18 protein-coding genes are annotated in these 18,152 nt (G+C 65.2%); 7 read left to right on the top strand and 11 right to left on the bottom strand.

The features are described 5' to 3' along the window. Window positions 1–52: 52 nt before the first annotated feature. The 3 genes from HALDL1_04430 to HALDL1_04420 all read left to right on the top strand — a co-directional run bounded on the left by HALDL1_04430 (window position 53) and on the right by HALDL1_04420 (window position 2,774). Complete coding sequence (locus HALDL1_04430) at window positions 53–301, top strand: hypothetical protein (GenBank protein ID AHG02930.1); 249 nt, start codon at window positions 53–55, stop codon at window positions 299–301. 220 nt (window positions 302–521) lie between these two features. Beyond that, window positions 522–1,904, top strand: a complete 1,383-nt coding sequence (locus tag HALDL1_04425) for an aminotransferase class III (protein ID AHG02929.1) — start codon at window positions 522–524, stop codon at window positions 1,902–1,904. Window positions 1,905–1,976: 72 nt separating this feature from the next. Then, window positions 1,977–2,774, top strand: a complete 798-nt coding sequence (locus HALDL1_04420; GenBank protein ID AHG02928.1) for an aldolase — start codon at window positions 1,977–1,979, stop codon at window positions 2,772–2,774. 43 nt (window positions 2,775–2,817) lie between these two features. Here the strand turns inward: HALDL1_04420 and HALDL1_04415 are convergent, their stop codons facing one another. Next, entirely contained in the window at window positions 2,818–4,227 is a 1,410-nt protein-coding gene (locus HALDL1_04415) for a pyridine nucleotide-disulfide oxidoreductase (GenBank protein AHG02927.1), read from the bottom strand. Window positions 4,228–4,504: 277 nt separating this feature from the next. On the opposite strand from HALDL1_04415, the gene HALDL1_04410 reads away from it, so the two are divergent. After that, entirely contained in the window at window positions 4,505–5,539 is a 1,035-nt protein-coding gene (locus HALDL1_04410) for a permease (GenBank protein ID AHG02926.1), read from the top strand. A gap of 12 nt (window positions 5,540–5,551) precedes the next feature. On the opposite strand, the gene HALDL1_04405 is transcribed toward HALDL1_04410, so the two are convergent. From HALDL1_04405 to HALDL1_04395, 3 genes are all read right to left on the bottom strand, one after another. After that, complete coding sequence (locus HALDL1_04405) at window positions 5,552–5,914, bottom strand: hypothetical protein (GenBank protein AHG02925.1); 363 nt, start codon at window positions 5,912–5,914, stop codon at window positions 5,552–5,554. A 123-nt stretch (window positions 5,915–6,037) separates the two neighbouring features. Continuing rightward, a complete protein-coding gene (locus HALDL1_04400; GenBank protein AHG02924.1) occupies window positions 6,038–6,928 on the bottom strand; it encodes a copper transporter in 891 nt (296 codons plus the stop codon). A gap of 203 nt (window positions 6,929–7,131) precedes the next feature. Continuing rightward, window positions 7,132–8,355, bottom strand: coding sequence for an MFS transporter (locus tag HALDL1_04395; protein AHG02923.1), 1,224 nt, complete (start codon window positions 8,353–8,355; stop codon window positions 7,132–7,134). A 172-nt stretch (window positions 8,356–8,527) separates the two neighbouring features. Here HALDL1_04395 and HALDL1_04390 point away from each other — a divergent pair, with 172 nt between their 5' ends. Next, window positions 8,528–8,914, top strand: coding sequence for a NikR family transcription regulator (locus HALDL1_04390; GenBank protein ID AHG02922.1), 387 nt, complete (start codon window positions 8,528–8,530; stop codon window positions 8,912–8,914). A 19-nt stretch (window positions 8,915–8,933) separates the two neighbouring features. On the opposite strand, the gene HALDL1_04385 is transcribed toward HALDL1_04390, so the two are convergent. Further along, window positions 8,934–9,467 (bottom strand): hypothetical protein, encoded by a 534-nt coding sequence (locus HALDL1_04385; protein ID AHG05156.1) that lies wholly within the window; start codon window positions 9,465–9,467, stop codon window positions 8,934–8,936. 98 nt (window positions 9,468–9,565) lie between these two features. On the opposite strand from HALDL1_04385, the gene HALDL1_04380 reads away from it, so the two are divergent. Continuing rightward, window positions 9,566–10,879 (top strand): peptidase M28, encoded by a 1,314-nt coding sequence (locus HALDL1_04380; GenBank protein ID AHG02921.1) that lies wholly within the window; start codon window positions 9,566–9,568, stop codon window positions 10,877–10,879. Between the two features lie 444 nt (window positions 10,880–11,323). Here the strand turns inward: HALDL1_04380 and HALDL1_04375 are convergent, their stop codons facing one another. Genes HALDL1_04375 through HALDL1_04350 form a run of 6 tightly spaced genes read right to left on the bottom strand, consistent with a single transcriptional unit; the run spans window position 11,324 to window position 17,404 of the window. Next, entirely contained in the window at window positions 11,324–11,827 is a 504-nt protein-coding gene (locus HALDL1_04375) for a hypothetical protein (GenBank protein ID AHG05155.1), read from the bottom strand. Further along, entirely contained in the window at window positions 11,820–12,809 is a 990-nt protein-coding gene (locus HALDL1_04370; GenBank protein ID AHG02920.1) for a peptide ABC transporter ATP-binding protein, read from the bottom strand. Before HALDL1_04370 ends, HALDL1_04375 begins: the two co-directional genes overlap by 8 nt. After that, a complete protein-coding gene (locus HALDL1_04365) occupies window positions 12,806–13,873 on the bottom strand; it encodes an ABC transporter ATP-binding protein (protein ID AHG02919.1) in 1,068 nt (355 codons plus the stop codon). The genes HALDL1_04370 and HALDL1_04365 overlap by 4 nt, the downstream gene beginning before the upstream one ends. Further along, entirely contained in the window at window positions 13,870–14,826 is a 957-nt protein-coding gene (gene nikC, locus HALDL1_04360) for a nickel ABC transporter permease (protein ID AHG02918.1), read from the bottom strand. The genes HALDL1_04365 and nikC overlap by 4 nt, the downstream gene beginning before the upstream one ends. Next, window positions 14,823–15,770, bottom strand: a complete 948-nt coding sequence (locus tag HALDL1_04355; protein ID AHG02917.1) for a glutathione ABC transporter permease — start codon at window positions 15,768–15,770, stop codon at window positions 14,823–14,825. The genes nikC and HALDL1_04355 overlap by 4 nt, the downstream gene beginning before the upstream one ends. A 23-nt stretch (window positions 15,771–15,793) precedes the next feature. Beyond that, the gene (locus HALDL1_04350; GenBank protein ID AHG02916.1) at window positions 15,794–17,404 is read right to left on the bottom strand and encodes an ABC transporter substrate-binding protein; all 1,611 of its coding nucleotides are present in this window, start codon (window positions 17,402–17,404) and stop codon (window positions 15,794–15,796) included. A gap of 277 nt (window positions 17,405–17,681) precedes the next feature. Here HALDL1_04350 and HALDL1_04345 point away from each other — a divergent pair, with 277 nt between their 5' ends. Continuing rightward, window positions 17,682–18,035, top strand: coding sequence for a heme biosynthesis protein HemY (locus HALDL1_04345; GenBank protein AHG02915.1), 354 nt, complete (start codon window positions 17,682–17,684; stop codon window positions 18,033–18,035). Window positions 18,036–18,152 lie beyond the last annotated feature (117 nt).

Raw genomic sequence — 18,152 nt, 5'->3', positions numbered from 1 at the left:
GGACGGTGTGGGGAAACTATATGTGGGTCGGCGTTCCATTTTCGCTAACGATATGACCGAGCGTACCACCGTCACAGCACCGATGCCAGGCGTGTTCTACCGGCGTCCGGACCCGGACGACCCCACCTTCGCCGAGCCCGGGGACCACGTCGAGAGCGGCGACGTAATCGGCCTCATCGGCGTCATGAAGAACTTCCACGACATCACGGCCGAGGCGGACGGTGAAGTCGTCGAGTTCTTCGTGGAGAACGAGGAGGAAGTCGACGCGGGCGACGAGCTCGCCGTCATCGAAGTCGAGTAACGACCGTCTTCGGCTGCGTCCCGGAGACCTGTTCTTCCACCGCTCCGTCTCTGGACCAGCCACTCGACCGACGCCCGGCAGTGCCAACTCCACCCAGCAGGCGGCCCCCGGAAGCGACGCGTACTGTAGTGGACTGCATCCGATATTTTTCCGGGAATACGTACCCAGTCCCTAAACTTCGCACAAAATTATTTGTAATCCGGCCCCAGTAGGTTCGTGTATGACTGGCCCGCCAATCCACGAACTGCACTTCGACGACGCCCCGAACGTCGACACGGTCCCCGGTCCGAAGAGCGAGCGACTGCTCCAGCGGCAGCGCGAGGTCGACAGCAGCGCCGTCGCCTACCCCAACAACATCCCCATCGCGCTCGACGAGGCGCGCGGCGCCACCGTCCGCGACGTCGACGGCAACACCTTCCTCGACTTCTTCGCCGGCATCGGCGTGCTGAACGTCGGCCACACGAACCCGTACGTGATGGAGGGGATGTACGAGCAGGCCGAGAAGTTCGTCCACACCGTCGACTTCCCGACGGAGGCCCGCCTCGACCTCATCGAGGCGCTCGAGGAGCGCGCGCCCGGTGACCTCGCCGGCAACAGCCGCGTCGTCTTCGGCGGCCCCACGGGCAGCGACGCCATCGAGGCGTCCATCAAGCTCGCGAAGTACAACACGGGCGGTAACGGCCTGCTCGCGTTCCGGAACGCCTACCACGGCGCCACCTCGGGCGCGATGAGCCTCACCGCGAACAAGGGGTTCAAGGAGCACTACACGCCGCTCCTGCCGGACGTCGTCCACGCCCCGTTCCCGTACCCGTTCCAGCAGAACAAGGACCCCGAGGAAGCCGTCGAGGACGCCCTGGAGCAGGTCCGCGCGACGCTGCTCGAACCGTACGGCGGCCTGGCGAACCCGGCGGGCATCTTCGTAGAACCCATCCAGGGCGAGGGTGGCGTCGTCGTCCCGCCGCAGGGGTTCCTGCAAGGCCTCCGCGACATCGCCGACGAGGCCGAGGTGCCCCTCGTCTTCGACGAGATCCAGGTCGGCTTCGGCCGCACCGGCGAGTGGTGGGCCAGCGAGCACTACGACGTGACGCCGGACGTCGTGACGAGCGCGAAAGCTCTCGGCGGCAACGGCCTGCCGCTGTCCTGCACCATCTACCACGAGGACCTCGACACGTGGGGCCCGGGCGACCACGCCGGCACCTACCGCGGGAACGTCCCGGCGATGCGCGCCGGCCTGCGCGCCATCGAGTACATCGAGGGCAACGACCTCCTCGCCCACGCGACCGAGATGGGCGAACTGATCCGCTCGCGACTCCGGGAGGTCGCCGAGGACAACCCCCAGGTCGCGGACGTCCGCGGGGAGGGGCTGTTCGTCGGCGCGGAGTTCGTCGACGAACAGGGCAACGTGACCGAGGCCGGCGACATCGTCGCCGACGTCCAGCAGTACTGCTACGAGCACGGCCTCCTCGTCTGGAAGGCCGGCCAGTACGGCAACGTGCTCCGCCTGCTCCCGCCGCTGGTCGTCACCGAAGACCAGGTCGAAACCGGCCTGGACATCATCGCGGACGCCATCGCCGAGGTCACCTCGGCCACCGCGACGCAGTAGCGACGGCTACCGTCGGCCGAGCGGGCGCGCCTCCGGACGTACTGTTATCCTCGCGGCCCTCGAAGGAGGGGCATGGCGACGCCGACGCGGACGAACGCGCTGCTGGACCGCATCGAGAACGACGACGTGGCGCTTGGTATCCTCGACAACGCGTACAGCCCGACGCTGGTAGAGTTCTACGGCGACCTCGGGCTGGACTTCGTCTGGATTGACCTCGAACACGGCGGCCCCGCGCCCGGCGACGGGCCGGCGGTCGACCACCTCCTCCGCGCCGCCGAACGCACGGACACCGAACTGCTCGTCCGCCTCTCCGACACCGAGCCAGCGTCCGTCCGGAAGGCCCTCGACGCGGGCGTCCGCAACGTGTTCCTCCCGCGCGTCGACGCCGCCGACACGGTCCGGGAGGCGGTGCGGGCGGCCCGCTTCGAGTACGACGGCGAACCGGGCGAACGCGGACTCGCAGCGCCCCGCGCCCGCCGCTGGGGGCTCGCCGAGGACTACGTCGCGAGCGAGGACCGCGAGACGCTCGTCGGCGTCACTATCGAAACCGAGGCCGCCGTGGCGAACATCGACGAGATTCTCGACGTCCCGGAACTCGGCTTCGTCTTCGTCGGCCCGCTCGACCTCTCGGTGTCACTCGGCCACCCGGGAGAATTCGACCACCCGGACGTCCAGGCGGCGGTCGAGACGGTCCGCTCCGCCGCCGTCGAGGCAGACGTCCCCGTCGGCGGCCTCGGGTTCGGCATGGACGACGTCAACACCAAGGCCGCGAACGGCTACCAGATTCTCCACGTCGGCAGCACTACCGGCGCGCTCAAAGAGACCATCAGCTCGTGGATGGACGCCTACGACGGCGAACGACCCCAGTAGCGATTCGAGGGGAACTCGGGAGGTACTCGCAGCGCCGGACTGCTCACCGCTTTCCTTCCAGGACTTTCGCGGCGGTGAGCACGGGGTCCCACGTCGTGTTGAACGGCGGTGCGTACGCGAGGTCGTAGTCCGAGAGTTCGTCGACGGTGATGCCCTCGGTCACGGCTCCAACGAGCGCGTGGCTCCGGTGGACCGCTCCCTCCCCGTACTCGGACGTGAGGCTGCCGCCCAGCACTCGACCGGACGGCCGGTCGACGGTGAGCGTCACCAGCACAGCCCCACCTCCCGGATAGTAGCCCGCCCGGGACTTCGCCTCGATGGTCTCCGTCATCGGCTCGAAGCCGGCGTCCCGAGCCGCCTCGTCGTCGACGATACCGGTGCGGGCAGCCTCCATCTCGAACGCCTTGACCGCCGCCGTCCCCGCGACTCCGCCGCCCTCGTTCGGGTTGCCCGCGACCGTCTGTCCGATCGCTCGGCCGTGGCGGTTCGCGGTCAACGCCAGCGGCACGTACGCCGGTTCCCCGGTAACGACGTGCTCGGCCTCCGCACAGTCGCCCGCCGCGTACACGTCCGGGAGGTTCGTCTCCCGGTAGGCGTCGGTCGCGATGGCCCCCGTCTCGCCGAGTTCGATACCGGCGTCCTCGGCGAGGGCCGTCCGCGGACGCACCCCCGTTCCGACGAGTACCATGTCGACCGGGACGCGTTCGTCGTCGGTGACGACGGCTTCGACCCGGTCACCGCCAACGAGTTCCTCGACCTCCGCTCCAAGGTAGACCGCGACGTCCTGGTCACCGAGGTGGTCGAGGATGGCTTCGCTCGTAGCTCTGCTGAACCCCTTCAGGATGCGGTCACCGCGCTGGAACAGGTGGACCTCGAAGCCGTTGGCCGCGAGCGCCTCCGCCATCTCGACGCCGATGTACCCACCGCCGACGATGCCGACGGGTCCGTTACACCGCTCGAGGAACTGGCACGCCGGCCCGCGGTCCGGTTGCTGGAGTTCGTGGTCAGAGCGCGCCCGACCGACGTACTCCCGGAGGTCGGTTCCGTCCGACATCGACCCGAGCGTGAAGACGCCCGTGTGGTCCAGCCCCTCGATGGGGGGCATGACCGCCTCCGACCCAGTCGCGACGAGCAGGTGGTCGTAAGCCTGTTCCACCTCGCCGTCGGCACTTCGTGCCGTGACGACACGGTTATCGGGGTCGATGTCGACGACCTCGTGGCCGGTCCGGAGGTCGATGTCCCGCTCCTCGCGGAACTCCTCGGGGGTAACCGACACGAGGTCGTCGAGGGACTGGATCTCGCCCTTGATGTAGTAGGGGAGCCCGCAGGCGCCGTAGGACACCCACTCCCCCTTCTCGAAGACCACGACATCGAGGCCGGGATCCTCGCGCTTCGCTTTACTGGCTGCGGACATGCCGGCGGCATCGCCGCCGACGACGACGAACGTCGACATGTCGCAACCATCGAGGCGTCGAACCATAAAACGGCGCTACCCCGACAGTCGCTCCTCTCTGCTCGTGTCGACGCTGGTCGAACGTGGAGTCGATACTAGGACGAGATTTACTGAAGTAACCGGAGATTGCTCGCGGTCGGTTCGTCTATAACGAAGTCCAGTTCCGCCGAACTGCCGGGTACAATGAGCGGGATGAGTGGCGCGAACGCGCTCGACTGGAGCGGGGCCAGTGACGTCCCGGCTGTGAATCATCGGGGGCAGCACGCACCCACTCGCGATGAGTAGCGACGACCGGTCCTCGATAACCTTCCTCCGGCTCCTGCTGGTCTTCGTCGGTGGGCTGTCGGTCCTCCTCGTGTTACCGTACCTCCAGGCCATCCTCGCGGCTGGACTGGTCGCCTACCTGGCCGTCCCCCTGAGCGACCGGCTCTCGGAGAGACTGGGGAGTACCCTCGGCGCCCTCACCACGATGGTCGTCACCGTGCTCGTCGTCCTCGTCCCGATCGTGATACTCGTCGGCGTCGCAGCGGACCAGGCGGTGTCGGTCGTCCGCGGCATCGAGATACCCCAGGGCGCGACCGCCGAGTCGGTCCTCGAGGCCTACATCGGGATGGATGTCGACGTGTCGGAGCTGTCGGGGCCGCTCACCGGGGCGATCGAGACCGGTGTTCGAGGTGTGCTCGGACGCAGCGTCGGTATCCTCGGCGGGCTCACTGCGCTGATTATCGGCGCCGTGATATTCCTGTTCACCCTCTTCGCCCTCCTCCGGGACGGCGACCGCCTCGTCGGCTGGCTCCGCTCGGTCGCCCCGCTCGACTCGGCGACCATGGACGACCTCCTCGAGCGCACCGACGACCTCCTGTGGGCCGCCGTGATCGGGAACGTCATCGTCGCCGCGATACAGGCGGTGCTGACGGTACTCGCCTTCGCCGTCTTGGGCTTCGACGACCTCGTCTTCTGGACCATGGCCACGTTCGTCCTCTCACTGCTGCCGTTGATCGGGGCGTCCATCGTCTGGATTCCGGCAGTCGTCTATCTCGTCCTCGTCGGCTCCATTCCGAGTGCAGTGGGACTGTTCGTGTACGGCTCAGTCGTCATCAGCGGGTCGGACAACTTCGTCCGGCCGCTCGCGATGCAGCGGGGCGCGAAACTCAACTCCGGGCTCCTCGTCCTCGGCATCTTCGGTGGCGTCTCCCTGTTCGGGTTCATCGGCCTCTTCGTCGGCCCCGTACTGCTCGGGCTAGCCAAAGCGATCGTGGAACTGCTCGCCGCGGAACGCCGCCAGACGTGGCCCAACCGAACCGACGAGTGAGTGCAGCGTCCACTACTCTCGGTCCCGTTCGAGGCGCTGCCGCCGTTGTTCGAACTCCTCGTCGGTGAAGTCCCCGCGAGCGTACGCACTCCGCAGTTCTTCGAGAGCGCGGTTGCGTTCGGGAGTGCGGCTGCCTACGAGACCGCGGTAGAGGACGTATCCGACGGCGAGTACGGCCAGGAGAAACAGTAGCATCAACCCGAGTCCCCAGAGCGGTGCGGCGCCCATGCCGAGTCCACCTCCGGCCCACCACCACCCCATCATCCCCATCATCGGCATCGCGAGCAACATCATCAGGAGCGGAGCGAACACGATAACGGCGAGCACGATGAGGACGACCCGGAGGAGCGAGTCGCCCCGATGTTGGCTGGACATAGTGAACGGCCTCTAGAGGAGAGAGTTGTACGCCTCACCCGATAAAGTCGACCCCTGTACCAGGGACTGACTGCTGGCCCTGGAGTCGGGTTGCGAAGCGGTCGGCGAGATGCGGGGCCGTGGTCAGTCGGTCGGTCCCGCACTTCCCGACTGTGGAACCCCCAGGAGCGAGGGGAGGTCCAGGTCGACGCGCCGGAGGAACTGCGCGTTGATAGCGACGATGACGGTGCTGAGCGACATCAGGAGGGCGCCGACGGCGGGCGAAAGGAGGACGCCGACCGGTGCCAGCACGCCCGCCGCGAGCGGGATGGCGAAGACGTTGTAGCCGGCGGCCCAGACGAGATTCTCCTGCATCTTCCGGTAGCTCGCCCTGCTAAGTTTCACGAGGCGGACGACGTCCAGGGGGTTGTTCTGGACGAGGATGATGTCCGCGGACTGGACGGCGACGTCCGTGCCGCTGCCGATGGCGATGCCGATGTCAGCCCGCGTGAGCGCGGGGTCGTCGTTCACCCCGTCGCCGACCATCGCCACCAGCTTCCCCTGGTTCTGGAGTTCCTGGACGTTCTCGTCCTTGTCCTCGGGGAGGACTTCGGCGAACACCGTGTCGATGCCGAGTTCGTCTGCCACCGCGTGTGCGACGTCTGCGGAGTCGCCGGTCAGCATCGCCACTTCGATGCCCAGGTCCTGGGGCGCGGCGACGACCCTGTAGCTCTCCTCACGGACGACGTCCGCGAGTGCGAAGGCGGCAACCGGCTCGTCGTTCCGAACGAGATAGACGACCGTCTGGGCGTTCTCACCGGCCCGGTCGGCGAACGCAGCGAGCTCGTCGGGCAGGTCGCTGTCGAGGTGCGAGAGGAGGTTCGGGCCACCCACGTCCACCGTCTCGGCGTCCACGGTCGCCCGCACGCCACGCCCCTTGAGCGCCTCGAAGACCGCGGTGAGAACGTCGTCATCGTCGAACGGGACGTATCGATGGTCGAACGAGCGCGGAACGAGGGGTTCACCGTATACCACGGCGACGGGACGGACACCGACGAACTCCGGTCGGCGGGGTGGTTCGTCTCGACCACCGCGCTCCCCGGCTGGCAACCGCCATCGGGCTCTGGTGGTCGGCGAAATCTGTACACGGTGTTCGTAGTCTCGTTTGCAGGTCTCGGAAACGGGTTCTCTCAACGGATGACCGAGAGGAGTGAGGGCCCTCCGGGACGTTCGCAAGGTCACTCGGCAATCGGTGCTTCCCAAAAGATAATCGCGTACGAACCGACAACGAGGACGACGCCGACGACCGCCAGTGCGAACAACGGTGACACGTGGTCGGAGATGATGCCGGTGCCCAGCTGGAACGGGATGACGGCCAGACCGCTGACCATCGCCATCGAGCTCAGGACGGTGGCACGGCCGAGCGTGCCGATGCGGTCGTTGACGTACTGACCGGCGAACGACCGCGTGACGTCAGAGAGCCCCCGTGCAACCAGGAACGTGGGGAGCGCGAGAATCGGAACGAAGTACATCCCAACAAGCGCCGCACCGACGATGAACGGCAGCGCGAGGAACCACGTCCGGATGCCGAATTGGTCCTTGATGGCGCCCGTGTAGTAGCTGAGTACGGCGCCGACGATGCTATAAGCCGCGTAGAACCATCCGAGTAGAGACTCTACCTGCGCCGTAGCGACGCCGAGGTCGGTGACGACGGTTTGGAATATTGGCTGGAGGAACACGAACACGAGGTAGGTGGCGGCAGCGTACAGCACGTAGTAGTAGAGGATGAAAGCCCGAATGTTCCGGCGCGAGAGCGCCTCTTTGACGATTCCGACGGTCTTGTGGAAGCTCAACTCGTCGGCATCCGTATTCTTGTACGTCTCTGGCTCGTCAAACGTGAACAACACCACGACGCCGAGTCCGGTGACGGCCGACGCCACAAACCACGGGTACGAGAGGTCGATGCTACCGAGGTAGCCGCCGACGACGGCTGCACCGGCGCCGACCGCGAGGGCGGCGGACTCTCCCCGGCCGCGAACGTTGGCGAACTCGTTCTCCGAGAGGCCGTCGGTGAGCGTGTCGTAGAGCCACGCGTCCTCGCTCCCCGACCGGAAGTTGTACCCCGCAGACCAGCAGACGTAGAGGATTGCCAGCGCGGGGAACGACTCCGCGAGGCCGATGCCGAGCAGTGACACGGCTATCAGGGCGGTCCCGATGAGCAGGCTGTTCTTGCGGCCGATGCGGTCGCCGACGTACCCCGTCGGGATCTCGCCGACCAGTGTGGTCAGGTTGTACACCACCTCGAGGATGGCAATCTGGGTGAAGTCGAGTCCCTGTGCGAGGAAGAAGAGGTACATGATCGGCCGGTAGAACTCGACCGCCTTGGTGGCCTTGTAGAGGTAGTACTTCAGTACGAGGCCGTCAGCCGAATCTTCCTGACGGGTCCCGGAACGTGCCTCCATTGGCTCTGCTTCGAGGAGGGGTCGTTATCTGCGTTCCGTTATTTCGCTTTCGGCGAATCATAATAATCTGGGCCGGAGTTCCGGCCGCACTGCCGTCTTCAGCTAGTATCCGAACTCCGGCTAGGTGGCTCCGACCGCGCGGTTTTTACTCCTACTGTGTCACCTACAACGCATGCGAACGAGCCTTAACGTTCCGGACGACATCCTCGAGGCGTTCGACGAGACATGGCAGGCGGAGGGAATCGATTCGCGGTCTCGCGCAATCAGGGAGGCGATGCTCGAGTACGTCGAGGCGCACGCGACGCTTGAAGAGACTGAGGGGACTGTGAGCGCCATCGTCGCCTTCGACTACGAACACCACGAGGTCATTCGGGACCTCCACGACGTCCAACACGACTTCCAGGATGTCGTCGAGACGACAAGCCACACCCACCAAGGTGAGTGGTGTCTCGAGATGGTGTTCTGCCACGGGGACGCGGAGCGAGTGCGGCAGTTGGTCTACGGGCTCCGGGACTTCGACGCCGTAGGCCGGGTGAAGGTGCTCTCGCTGCGCCGCTAGAAGTCGGCGAACGGCCCGCTCATTCCGGGTACGTGGCGCCGTCTAACCCCCGGGCGAACTCGACGGCGGCGTGGTCGTCGTCGAGTTCCTCGAAGCTGAACACAGCACCGTCTTCCCGTTCCTCCTCGACGAGGCCTGGAACCTCATTCTGGAGGTAGGAGACGAACTCCTCGGGGCTGTTCTCCGTCTTCGTCCCCTTGAAGATGAGGATGAACGCGTCGTCGTCGAAGGGGACCTCGTACCCCGTGGGGACGCCGGGGCCGAACCAGAACACGTCGCCAGCGGTCACATGCTCGCGCTCCCCGCGCGCACAGAGCACCCACTCGCCGCGCAGCGTGACGATGATCGATTCGGTCTCGTGGGCGTGCTCGTCCATGTACAGCCCGCCCGGCATCTCGATGAACTGGCTCTGCACGTCCTCGCCCTGCAACAACATCCCCACCCTCCCCTCCGCCGTGTCGACGCCGGGTTGGTCGTAGACGTTGTGGACGATGTCGACACCGTCGGTCAGGTTCGTTACGTTCGGGAGAGGTCGGTCGGTGTTCTCTGCCATGCGTACTCGACGCCGCAGCGCCGTGAAATATCTTGTTAGCACCGAATCGGGGGTGCCGTAATAACGACATTCTTGTCGGGTGAGCGTATCACCGGCGTATGGTTCAGTGGATCGGCGAGACGTTCGCGAGCGACGCGGGGTGGGACCACCTCGTCCGGCTGACGGACATCGGGAGTCGCATGGCCGGGTCGGCGCAGGAGCGAGCGGGTGCGGAGGCGACCCGTGACGCCTTCGAACGGGTCGGCGCCCGGAACGTCCGCCTCGACGAGTTCGACCTGCAGGGGTGGGAACGTGGCGACAGCACGCTCACCACATCGGACGAGGACCTGGACTGCATCGCCCTCCCTCGGAGCCCGGCGGCGACCGTCGCGGGGGAACTCGTTGACCTCGGGTACGGGACGCCGGAGGACTTCGAGACGACCGACGTCGACGGGAAGGTGGTGCAGGTCGCGTCGAACATGCCCAGTCACGCCGACCGGTTGCTACACCGCACAGAGAAGTACTACCACGCCGTCGAAGGTGGGGCCGCGGGGTTCGTCTTCCGGAACCACGTCGACGGCTGTCTCCCGCCCACGGGGAGCGTCGGTCGGACCGACCAACCCATCGGTGAGATTCCGGCGGTCGGCGTCTCGAAGGAGGTCGGCCACCGTCTCGGTCGGCGACACGGCGGCGAGCAGGTGACCATCTCCGTGTCGGCAGATGTCCGTCCGGCGACGAGCCAGAACGTCCACGCATCGGTCGGCCCGGACACCGACGAGCGCGTGCTGGTCACGAGTCATGTCGACGGCCACGACGTGAGCGAGGGGGCGGCCGACAACGCCAGCGGCACGGCGATGCTCGTCGCCGTCGCCGAAGCCCTCTCGCGTCGCGCGGACGACCTTGACACGCGAGTAGAGTTCGTGGCGTACGGCGCCGAAGAGGTCGGCCTCTGCGGGTCAGACCACCACGCCGCCCAAACGGACGAGTCCACGGTGCAGGCCATCGTCAACCTCGACGGGGTGGTCCAGGGTCGCACGCTCCAGTTCTTCACGCACACCTTCGACGAACTCGCAGCGGCCGTCGAGCGTGCGACCGGCCACTTCAACCACCCCGCAAAGGTCATCCCGAAGGAGGGGTACCGCGGGGACCAGTGGCCGCTCGTGCGCTGGGGCGTCCCAGGGTACTTCGTCTCGGGCGTTCGTGACGCCGAAGGCCGTGGGTACGGCCACACGGCTGCCGACACCCTGGACAAGCTAGACCGCCGCAACGTCAACGAGCAGGCAATCCTGCTCACGGAACTGGCTGTTGACCTCGCGCGCGAGGAGACAGAGATTCCCCACCGTACCGAACGCGAGGTCGCCGAGTCCTTCCGCGTGGAGGGTCGCGTCGAGGGGATGAAACTCGTCGGCGACTGGCCCTACGACTTCGAGTGAGGCGACGGCCGTATCCAAGCCAACCAGATCACGGTTCTGACCCGGGAACCGCTGGCCCGTCGCCGCAGGCTACGCCATCAACCAGAAGCGAACGGTGTTCTGCTACTCATCGCCGGCTACACGAACTACGGGGACCGCGTGGAGAAGTACACGCCATACTCCTAACGTCCTCCGCGGTGGTCCTCGCAGCGATGAGGTCCGGGTTCATTCTCGGCGTCTTCTGACTCTCCGTCCACCCCGCGCCTCCACCCGTTCGAACGACGACTCGTTCTCCCGCTACTCGACCGTCCGGTTCCTGCATGTCTGTGTACTGGAGGTCCCCCAGTCCGATCTACGGTCCTGCACCGGCGTCGCAGAAGCCAGGAGCGCGGTGGCTGTCGTCGCTGGAACCGCCGACGCGGCGAGAAGACGAGTCCGGCCAGATGCGACCAACTGCGACCGTCGTCAGTCGGGGTTCTCCGGGTCGTCGATCCAGTTGTAACACCGGTAGTGTTCCCGGTCGCCCTCCAGCATTGAGAGCGGGACAAAACCCCGGTCACCCCGGGAACCGACCGGCTCGCTGTCCTCGTCGGCGACGAGCATCGCCTTCGCGGAGAGGCGGAACGTCAGTTCCAGTTCCCCCCGGTGATTCTCGTCGGTGTCGAAGGAAACGTCGACCTCCTTCGGTCCAACGCCGAACGAGACGTAGCCTTCGGGAGCAGAGACGGCGAGGTCGTGGCTCGCGAGTGCACCCGCGAGGTCCTCGGCCCACGCGATCATCTCGTCGTAGTCCACCTCCTTGGAGAGGTCGAACGAGCCGTCGTCCGTGACGGTGCCCTCGTCGAATGAGAGCGTCGGGTAGTTGAGGTCGGCCTCGGGGAGCGCGTGGCCCGGGTCGTCGCCTTCTGCGATGTCGTCGTCACCGGCGGCCGGTGTGTCGTCGCCCCCACAGCAGTCGTCATCACTCACGCGAGTACACCTCTTCCGCGAAGTGGCATCGCGAGTGGCTCTCACCGACCTCGTGTACGTCCGGGACCTCCTCGCCGCAGCGGTCCTCCGCGGCCGGACAGCGCGTGTGGAACACGCACCCGGAGGGCGGATTCACTGGGCTCGGCGGGTCCTCCTTGAGGACGATGCGGTCGCTGTGGCCGCCCGGTACCACGCTTGGAATCGCGGAGAGCAGCGACTCGGTGTAGGGGTGGCTCGGCTTCTCGAAGAGCTGGTCGGTCGGTGCCCGTTCCATGATCTCGCCGAGGTACATTACGGCCACCCGGTCAGCGATGTGCTCGACGACGTTCAGGTCGTGCGCGATGAACAGGTACGTCAGATCCAGTTCCTCCTGGAGGTCCATCAGGAGGTTCAGGATCTTCGCCTGGACGCTCACGTCCAGGGCAGACACCGGTTCGTCGAGTACGAGCAGTTTGGGGTCGAGTGCGACGGCGCGTGCAATCGCAACGCGCTGGGCCTGGCCACCGGAGAGTTCGTACGGGTACCGGCTCCCGAACGACGGCTGCAGGTCCACGATGTCCATCAGTTCGTCGGCGCGCTCCTCGCGGCGCTGCTTGTCCCAGCCAGCCGCGTGCATCGGCTCCTTGATCGCTTTCCGGACGGTCATCCGCGGGTCGAGGCTCCCCCGCGGGTTCTGGAACACCATGCCGATGTCCGCGAGCGTCTCCTGGTCGCGGCGCGTAGTCGTCCCCACGGGTTCGCCCTCGAACCGGACCTCGCCGGCCGTCGGGGCGTGCAGCCCCGTCACGAGGTTCGCGAGCGTGGACTTCCCACTCCCCGACTCGCCGACCAGCGCCAGCGTCTCGCCCTTCTCGATGGACATCGAGACGTCCCGGACAGCCTTCAGGTACTTCCGCGTGCCCAGGATGCCGGCGAGCAGGGAGTCGTCTGTCACGAACTCCTTCGAGATGCCGGCGACTTCCACGAGCGGTTCCGAACTCATTGGGTATCAGTCTCCATTGCGACACCCGCGTCGCCCTCTATCTGGTCGAGGTGGCAGCAGGCAGCGGTGTGGTCGTCGCCGCACTCGACGTGCTCGATGTTGTGGCCGTAACACGCGTCGGTCGCGTGCGAGCACCGGTCCGCGAACATGCACCCCGGTTCGGGGTCGAGCAGGTTCGGGACCTGGCCGTCGATGATGCGAAGCGGTTCTTTCCGTGGTGTGTTCTGGGGCATGCAGTCCAACAGGGCGCGCGTGTACGGGTGCTGCGGGTTGGTCAGTACGTCTTCGGTGCTGCCTGCTTCCATGACCTCGCCACCGTACATCACAATCACCTTGTCGCAGATTTCGGCGATGGTGCCGAAGTCGTGGGAGATGAGGAGGATGGACATCCCGCTCTCCTCGTTGAGTTCCTTGAGACGGTCGAGGATGGCGGCCTGGATGGTGACGTCCAGCGCCGTGGTTGGTTCGTCCGCGATCAGGAGGTCTGGCTCCCGGGCGAGCGCGATGGCGAGCATCGCCCGCTGGCGCATCCCGCCGGAGAATTCGTGGGGGTAGTCGTCGAGGCGCTCGGCGGGGTGCGGGATGCCGACCTCTTCCATCAGTTCGACGACCCGCCCGCGGCGCTGTTTGCGCTCGGAGCGGTTGCTGAACAGCGGGACGTTCAGGTAGTCGAGGAGTCGCTGGTCGTCCGGTTCCTCGTGGACCTTCAGGGACTCCTCTATCTGCTCGCCCACGGGGAAGACCGGGTTGAGCGTCTCCATGGGGTCCTGGAACACCATCGCCATCCCGTCCCCACGGATGCGCCGGATGGTGCGTTCGTCGGCCTCCGTCATCTCCGTCCCCTTGAACCGGATGGACCCCTCCGTGATGCGTCCGGGGTCCTCGAGGCGAACGAGCGAGAGCGCGTTGACGGACTTGCCGCTGCCGCTCTCGCCGACGATGCCGACGATTTCCCCTTCCTCAACGGTGAAGGAGACGCCATCGACGGCGTGGACTGTCCCCTCGCGGGTTTCGAACTGCGTGTGGAGGTTCTCAACCTCAAGCAGGGGTTCGTCACTCGTCATAGGCCCTTGCCCTCCACGTTGCCTACGTCGCGCGGGTCGAGGACGTCTCGAAGGCCGTCACCGAGCAGGTTGAACCCGAGCACGAGTATCATGATGGCCAGGCCGGGGAAGTTGACGATCCACCACGCGGTCGTGACGTAGTCACGGCCGCTGGCCAGCATCGTTCCCCACTCGGGCGTCGGTGGCTGTGCACCGAGGCCGAGGAACGAGAGACCGGCTGTACCGAGGATGACGTACGCCAGGTCCATCGTCGCCAACACGATGACCGGCGTGATCACGTTCGGCAGCGCGTGCCGAATCAGCAGCCGTGGCGTCGAGACGCCCATTAGCTCTGCGGACTTCATGAACTCCGTCTCCTTCACGGACAGCGTCTCTCCGCGGATGACGCGGGCGTACTGCGTCCAGCCGACCACGGCGAGCGCGATCATGATGTTGTTCAGGCTCGGTCCGAGGATGCCCGCGACGACGAGTGCGAGCAGCAGCCCCGGGAACGCGAGGAGGATGTCGACGAGGCGCATCAGCGCCTCGTCCACCCAGCCGCCGACGTAGCCAGCGACGACCCCGACAGTCGTCCCGATGGCGAGCGTGATGGTGACCACGGTCACCGCGATGCGCATCGAGATTCGCGCACCGTAGAGGATCCGGCTGAAGATGTCCCGGCCGAGCTGGTCGGTCCCCATCGGGTGCTGCAGCGAGGGAGCCGCCAGCCTGTTGAACAGGTTCTGTTCCGTCGGCGAGTACGGCGCTATCGAGAACGGCTGGACCGGCACGCCGAATATCTTGATCGGCGCGGCGAACACGGCCGCGAAAACCACCAGCGAGACGAAGAACAACCCGACGAGGTTCAGCCGGTTCGAGATGAACTGCTGGGTCTTCCGGGAGTTCCAGAACGACTTGAGTGCCCCGCGGAACCTGGTCGGACTCCAGCGCGGTCGTTCGCGTCGGTTGCTCATTGGTTACCACCTTCGAAGGAGATGCGCGGGTCGATGAGCCTGTACGCGATGTCGACCGCGAAGTTCGTCAGCACGAAGATGGCGCCGATGACCAGCACCAGCCCCTGCACGACGGGGTAGTCCCGGCTGAAGATGGACTGGATGAGCAGGTTGCCGAGCCCCGGGCGCTGGAAGACGATCTCGATGACGACGGCACCGTTGAGCACGTACCCGAACTGCAACCCGATGATGGTGACCACCGGGATGAGCGCGTTCCGTAGCGCGTGCTTGTAGACGACAATCTTCTCCTTTAGGCCCTTCGAGTGGGCCGTCTGAATGTACTCCTCGTCGAGCACCTCCAGCATCGACGAGCGGACAAGGCGCGTGATGATGGCGGCCATCCCCGTCCCCAGCGTGATCGCGGGGAGCACGAGGTGGTCCAACCCTCCGACGCCGGCGACGGGGAATATGTCGAGTTGGACAGAGAACACGATGATGAGGAGATACCCCAGCCAGAAATTCGGCATCGAGATGCCGAGCAACGCACCGAACTGACTGAGGTAGTCGGGTGGCTGACCCTGGTGGATGGCACTGATGATGCCGGCAGGGATGGCGATTGCCACCGCGACGGCTATCGCGGCTAGCGCGAGTTCCGTCGTCGGCACCACCCTGTTGAGTATCATCGTACTCACCTTCGTATCCTGGAAGTACGACTGTCTGAAATCGCCCTGGACGACGTCCGTCGCCCAGTCGACGTACTGCACTGGGATCGGATTGTCGAGGCCGTGCTCTTCTCGGAACTGGTCGATGGCCTCCTCTGAGGGTGCACGACCGCCCATCTGTTGGCGCATGATCGTCTCCGCGGGGTCACCCGGCGTCACGAACATCAGACCGAACGTGATGACGGAGACGCCGAACAGGACCAGTAACACCGTTGCAGAGCGACGGATGAGGAACTGTAACATTTAGAGGGACGCTGGATGCTTTGTTATTTAAGGTGCTTGGTGCCGGGCCAGCGGACCATCTCGTTGATCGGACGGAGGTCGAGGTTCTCGACGTCCTTGTACGACCCGACGACGTACTGCTGGTACGTCAGCGGCACGACACTGGCTTCATCCTCCATGATGATCCGGAGCGCCTCTTCGTATTTCTCTTCTTTGAGCTCCTTGTCCCCGGTCTGGAACCCCTCCTCGATGAGTGTGTCGACCTCCTCACCGGGGTTGTACACGCCAGTTCCGTTCTCCTGGTACAATCGCTCGTTGACGTCCCCTTCGGAGTGGAACGTTTCGTAAATGAGGTAGTCTGCGGCGCCGCTGTTGGAACCGGAGCTCTCGAGCACTAGGTGGCCACCGCCGCTCCTGACGGCGTCCTCGAATGCCGATTCCTCGACCTGCTTAATTGCGACGTCCACGCCGATCTCGCTGTACCACTCCTGGAGCGCGGACGCAATGGTCCTGCCGCTGGGCGTCTGGCTGCCGACGAGGAACTGCAGCGTCTGTCCGTCGTAGGCGGACTCCTCGACCAGCGACGTCGCCTTCTCGACGTCCCGCTTGTACTCCGGCAGCTTCTCGTGGCCAGACCAGTAGATGGACTTGGCGACCGGTCCGCGGGCGGGCAGGCCGACGTTGTTGAGGATGGTATCCACGAGGGTCTTCTGGGACGTCGCCCAGTTGAGCGCCTTGCGGAGTTTGACGTCGTTCGTCGGCTCCTTGTAGTTGTGGAGGCCCACGTACATCGCCCCCGGCGAGGTCTGCTTGGTGACCTGCGTGTTACTGTTCTCCGACAGCGAATCGATCTTCGAACTGGGCGGCGAGTAGGCGACGTCCACCTCGTTGTTCTCGAGTGCGAGCGAACGGGTGGTCGGGTCGGTGATGACGCGGAAGTCGAGGTTCTGCATCTGGACATCACCGTTCCAGTAGTCGTTGAATGCCTCTGTCTCCACGCGCTGGCCCTTCTTGCGGTTGGTCACCTGGTACGGTCCCGTCCCGATGACATCTTTGTTCTCGCGGCTCCGGTCGGGGTGCTGGATGGCCACCATGTTGTGCGCGATGGTGCCCGGGAACGTCGGGAAGACGTCCGTCGTCACGAACTCGACGGTCCGGTCGTCGAGTGCGGTGACGTTCTCCGGTTTGACGTGGAGCCAGCCTGGCGCGTACGACCACTCGTTGAGGACGGTTTCGAACGACCAGACGACGTGTTCGGCGGTCAGTGTCTCGCCGTTGTGGAACTTGACGCCGTCGCGGATGGTGAACTCCCAGGACTTCTCGCCCGTGGATTCCCAGTTGCTCGCCAGCCACGGTTGTAGTTCCATGTCGTCGGTGACCCAGATAAGGGGCTCGAGTGTGTTCGTGTAGTACGGCATGACGCCACCGTACACGGACCACACGCCGGCCGTGGGGTCGGTCGGCAGCGCGACCGTCAATTGGTCCTCGAGCTGGTTCTCGTCGTACGTCTTCGTCGTCGTCTCTCCGTCCGACGAGGTACCGTCCGTTGACGTGGTGTCGTCGCCGGAATCGCCCCCCGTACACCCTGCGAGAGTGACGGTGGTACCGGCAGCAACGCCGGATAGTAGTTGCCTCCGCGACAGTTTTTCTTTCATTCCACTTCTGTGCAAGTAGCTCACATAGAACAATGTTACGACGCCATATGGAGCCCTACTTATAAGTGGCGTGCCGACAGACTTATGTACGGCATTTCATCAGAGAATAAATCCCTGATGCGCGCTCCTGTCAGTCGGGGCCGGGCCGAGCCGTGGACGCAGGCGGGTGGACTCCCAAGAAGACCGGCCCACCTGCGTCTCGCTCTTTCGACAGCAAGGTCACCTCCCTTGACAGCGTCACCCTTACTACCAAGGGAGAATAACCCCCGTGATAGGCATGACTAAGGACGACAACCCCCGCGGGGAAATCACGCTTACCAGCGACGCTGCGGAGCAGATCGAGTCCATGCTCCACTCCCAGGGGTTCGACTCCGAAACCGCCGGGCTTCGCGTGTCCGTCGAACGAGGCGGCTGTGCGGGACTCTCCTACCAGTTCGATCTCACAGACGACCCGGCAGTGGACGACGTCATCTGCGAGACAAATCACATCACCGTGTTCGTCGACCGTCCGAGCCAGCAGTACCTCAACGGGTCTAAGGTCGCCATCGAGGATACAGCCCACGGGACCGGACTCAGTATCGACAACCCAAACGCCGACCAGCAGTGTGGTTGCGGACTGTCCTTTCAGTGAGGTCGTTGCCAACTCCGAAGACGGCGAACTGGCTCGAAGACAGCGCAACGGTTTTCGAACCCACCACGAACCCCGGATAGTTCTAAGAATCGGCTCTGTAGTTTCGGTATACTGCGG

Origin of the sequence: Halobacterium sp. DL1 (assembly GCA_000230955.3) — an archaeon.
Lineage (GTDB): Archaea > Halobacteriota > Halobacteria > Halobacteriales > Halobacteriaceae > Halobacterium.
Note: the sequence above shows the minus strand (reverse complement) of the source record. Positions and strands in the feature narration are given on the sequence as shown.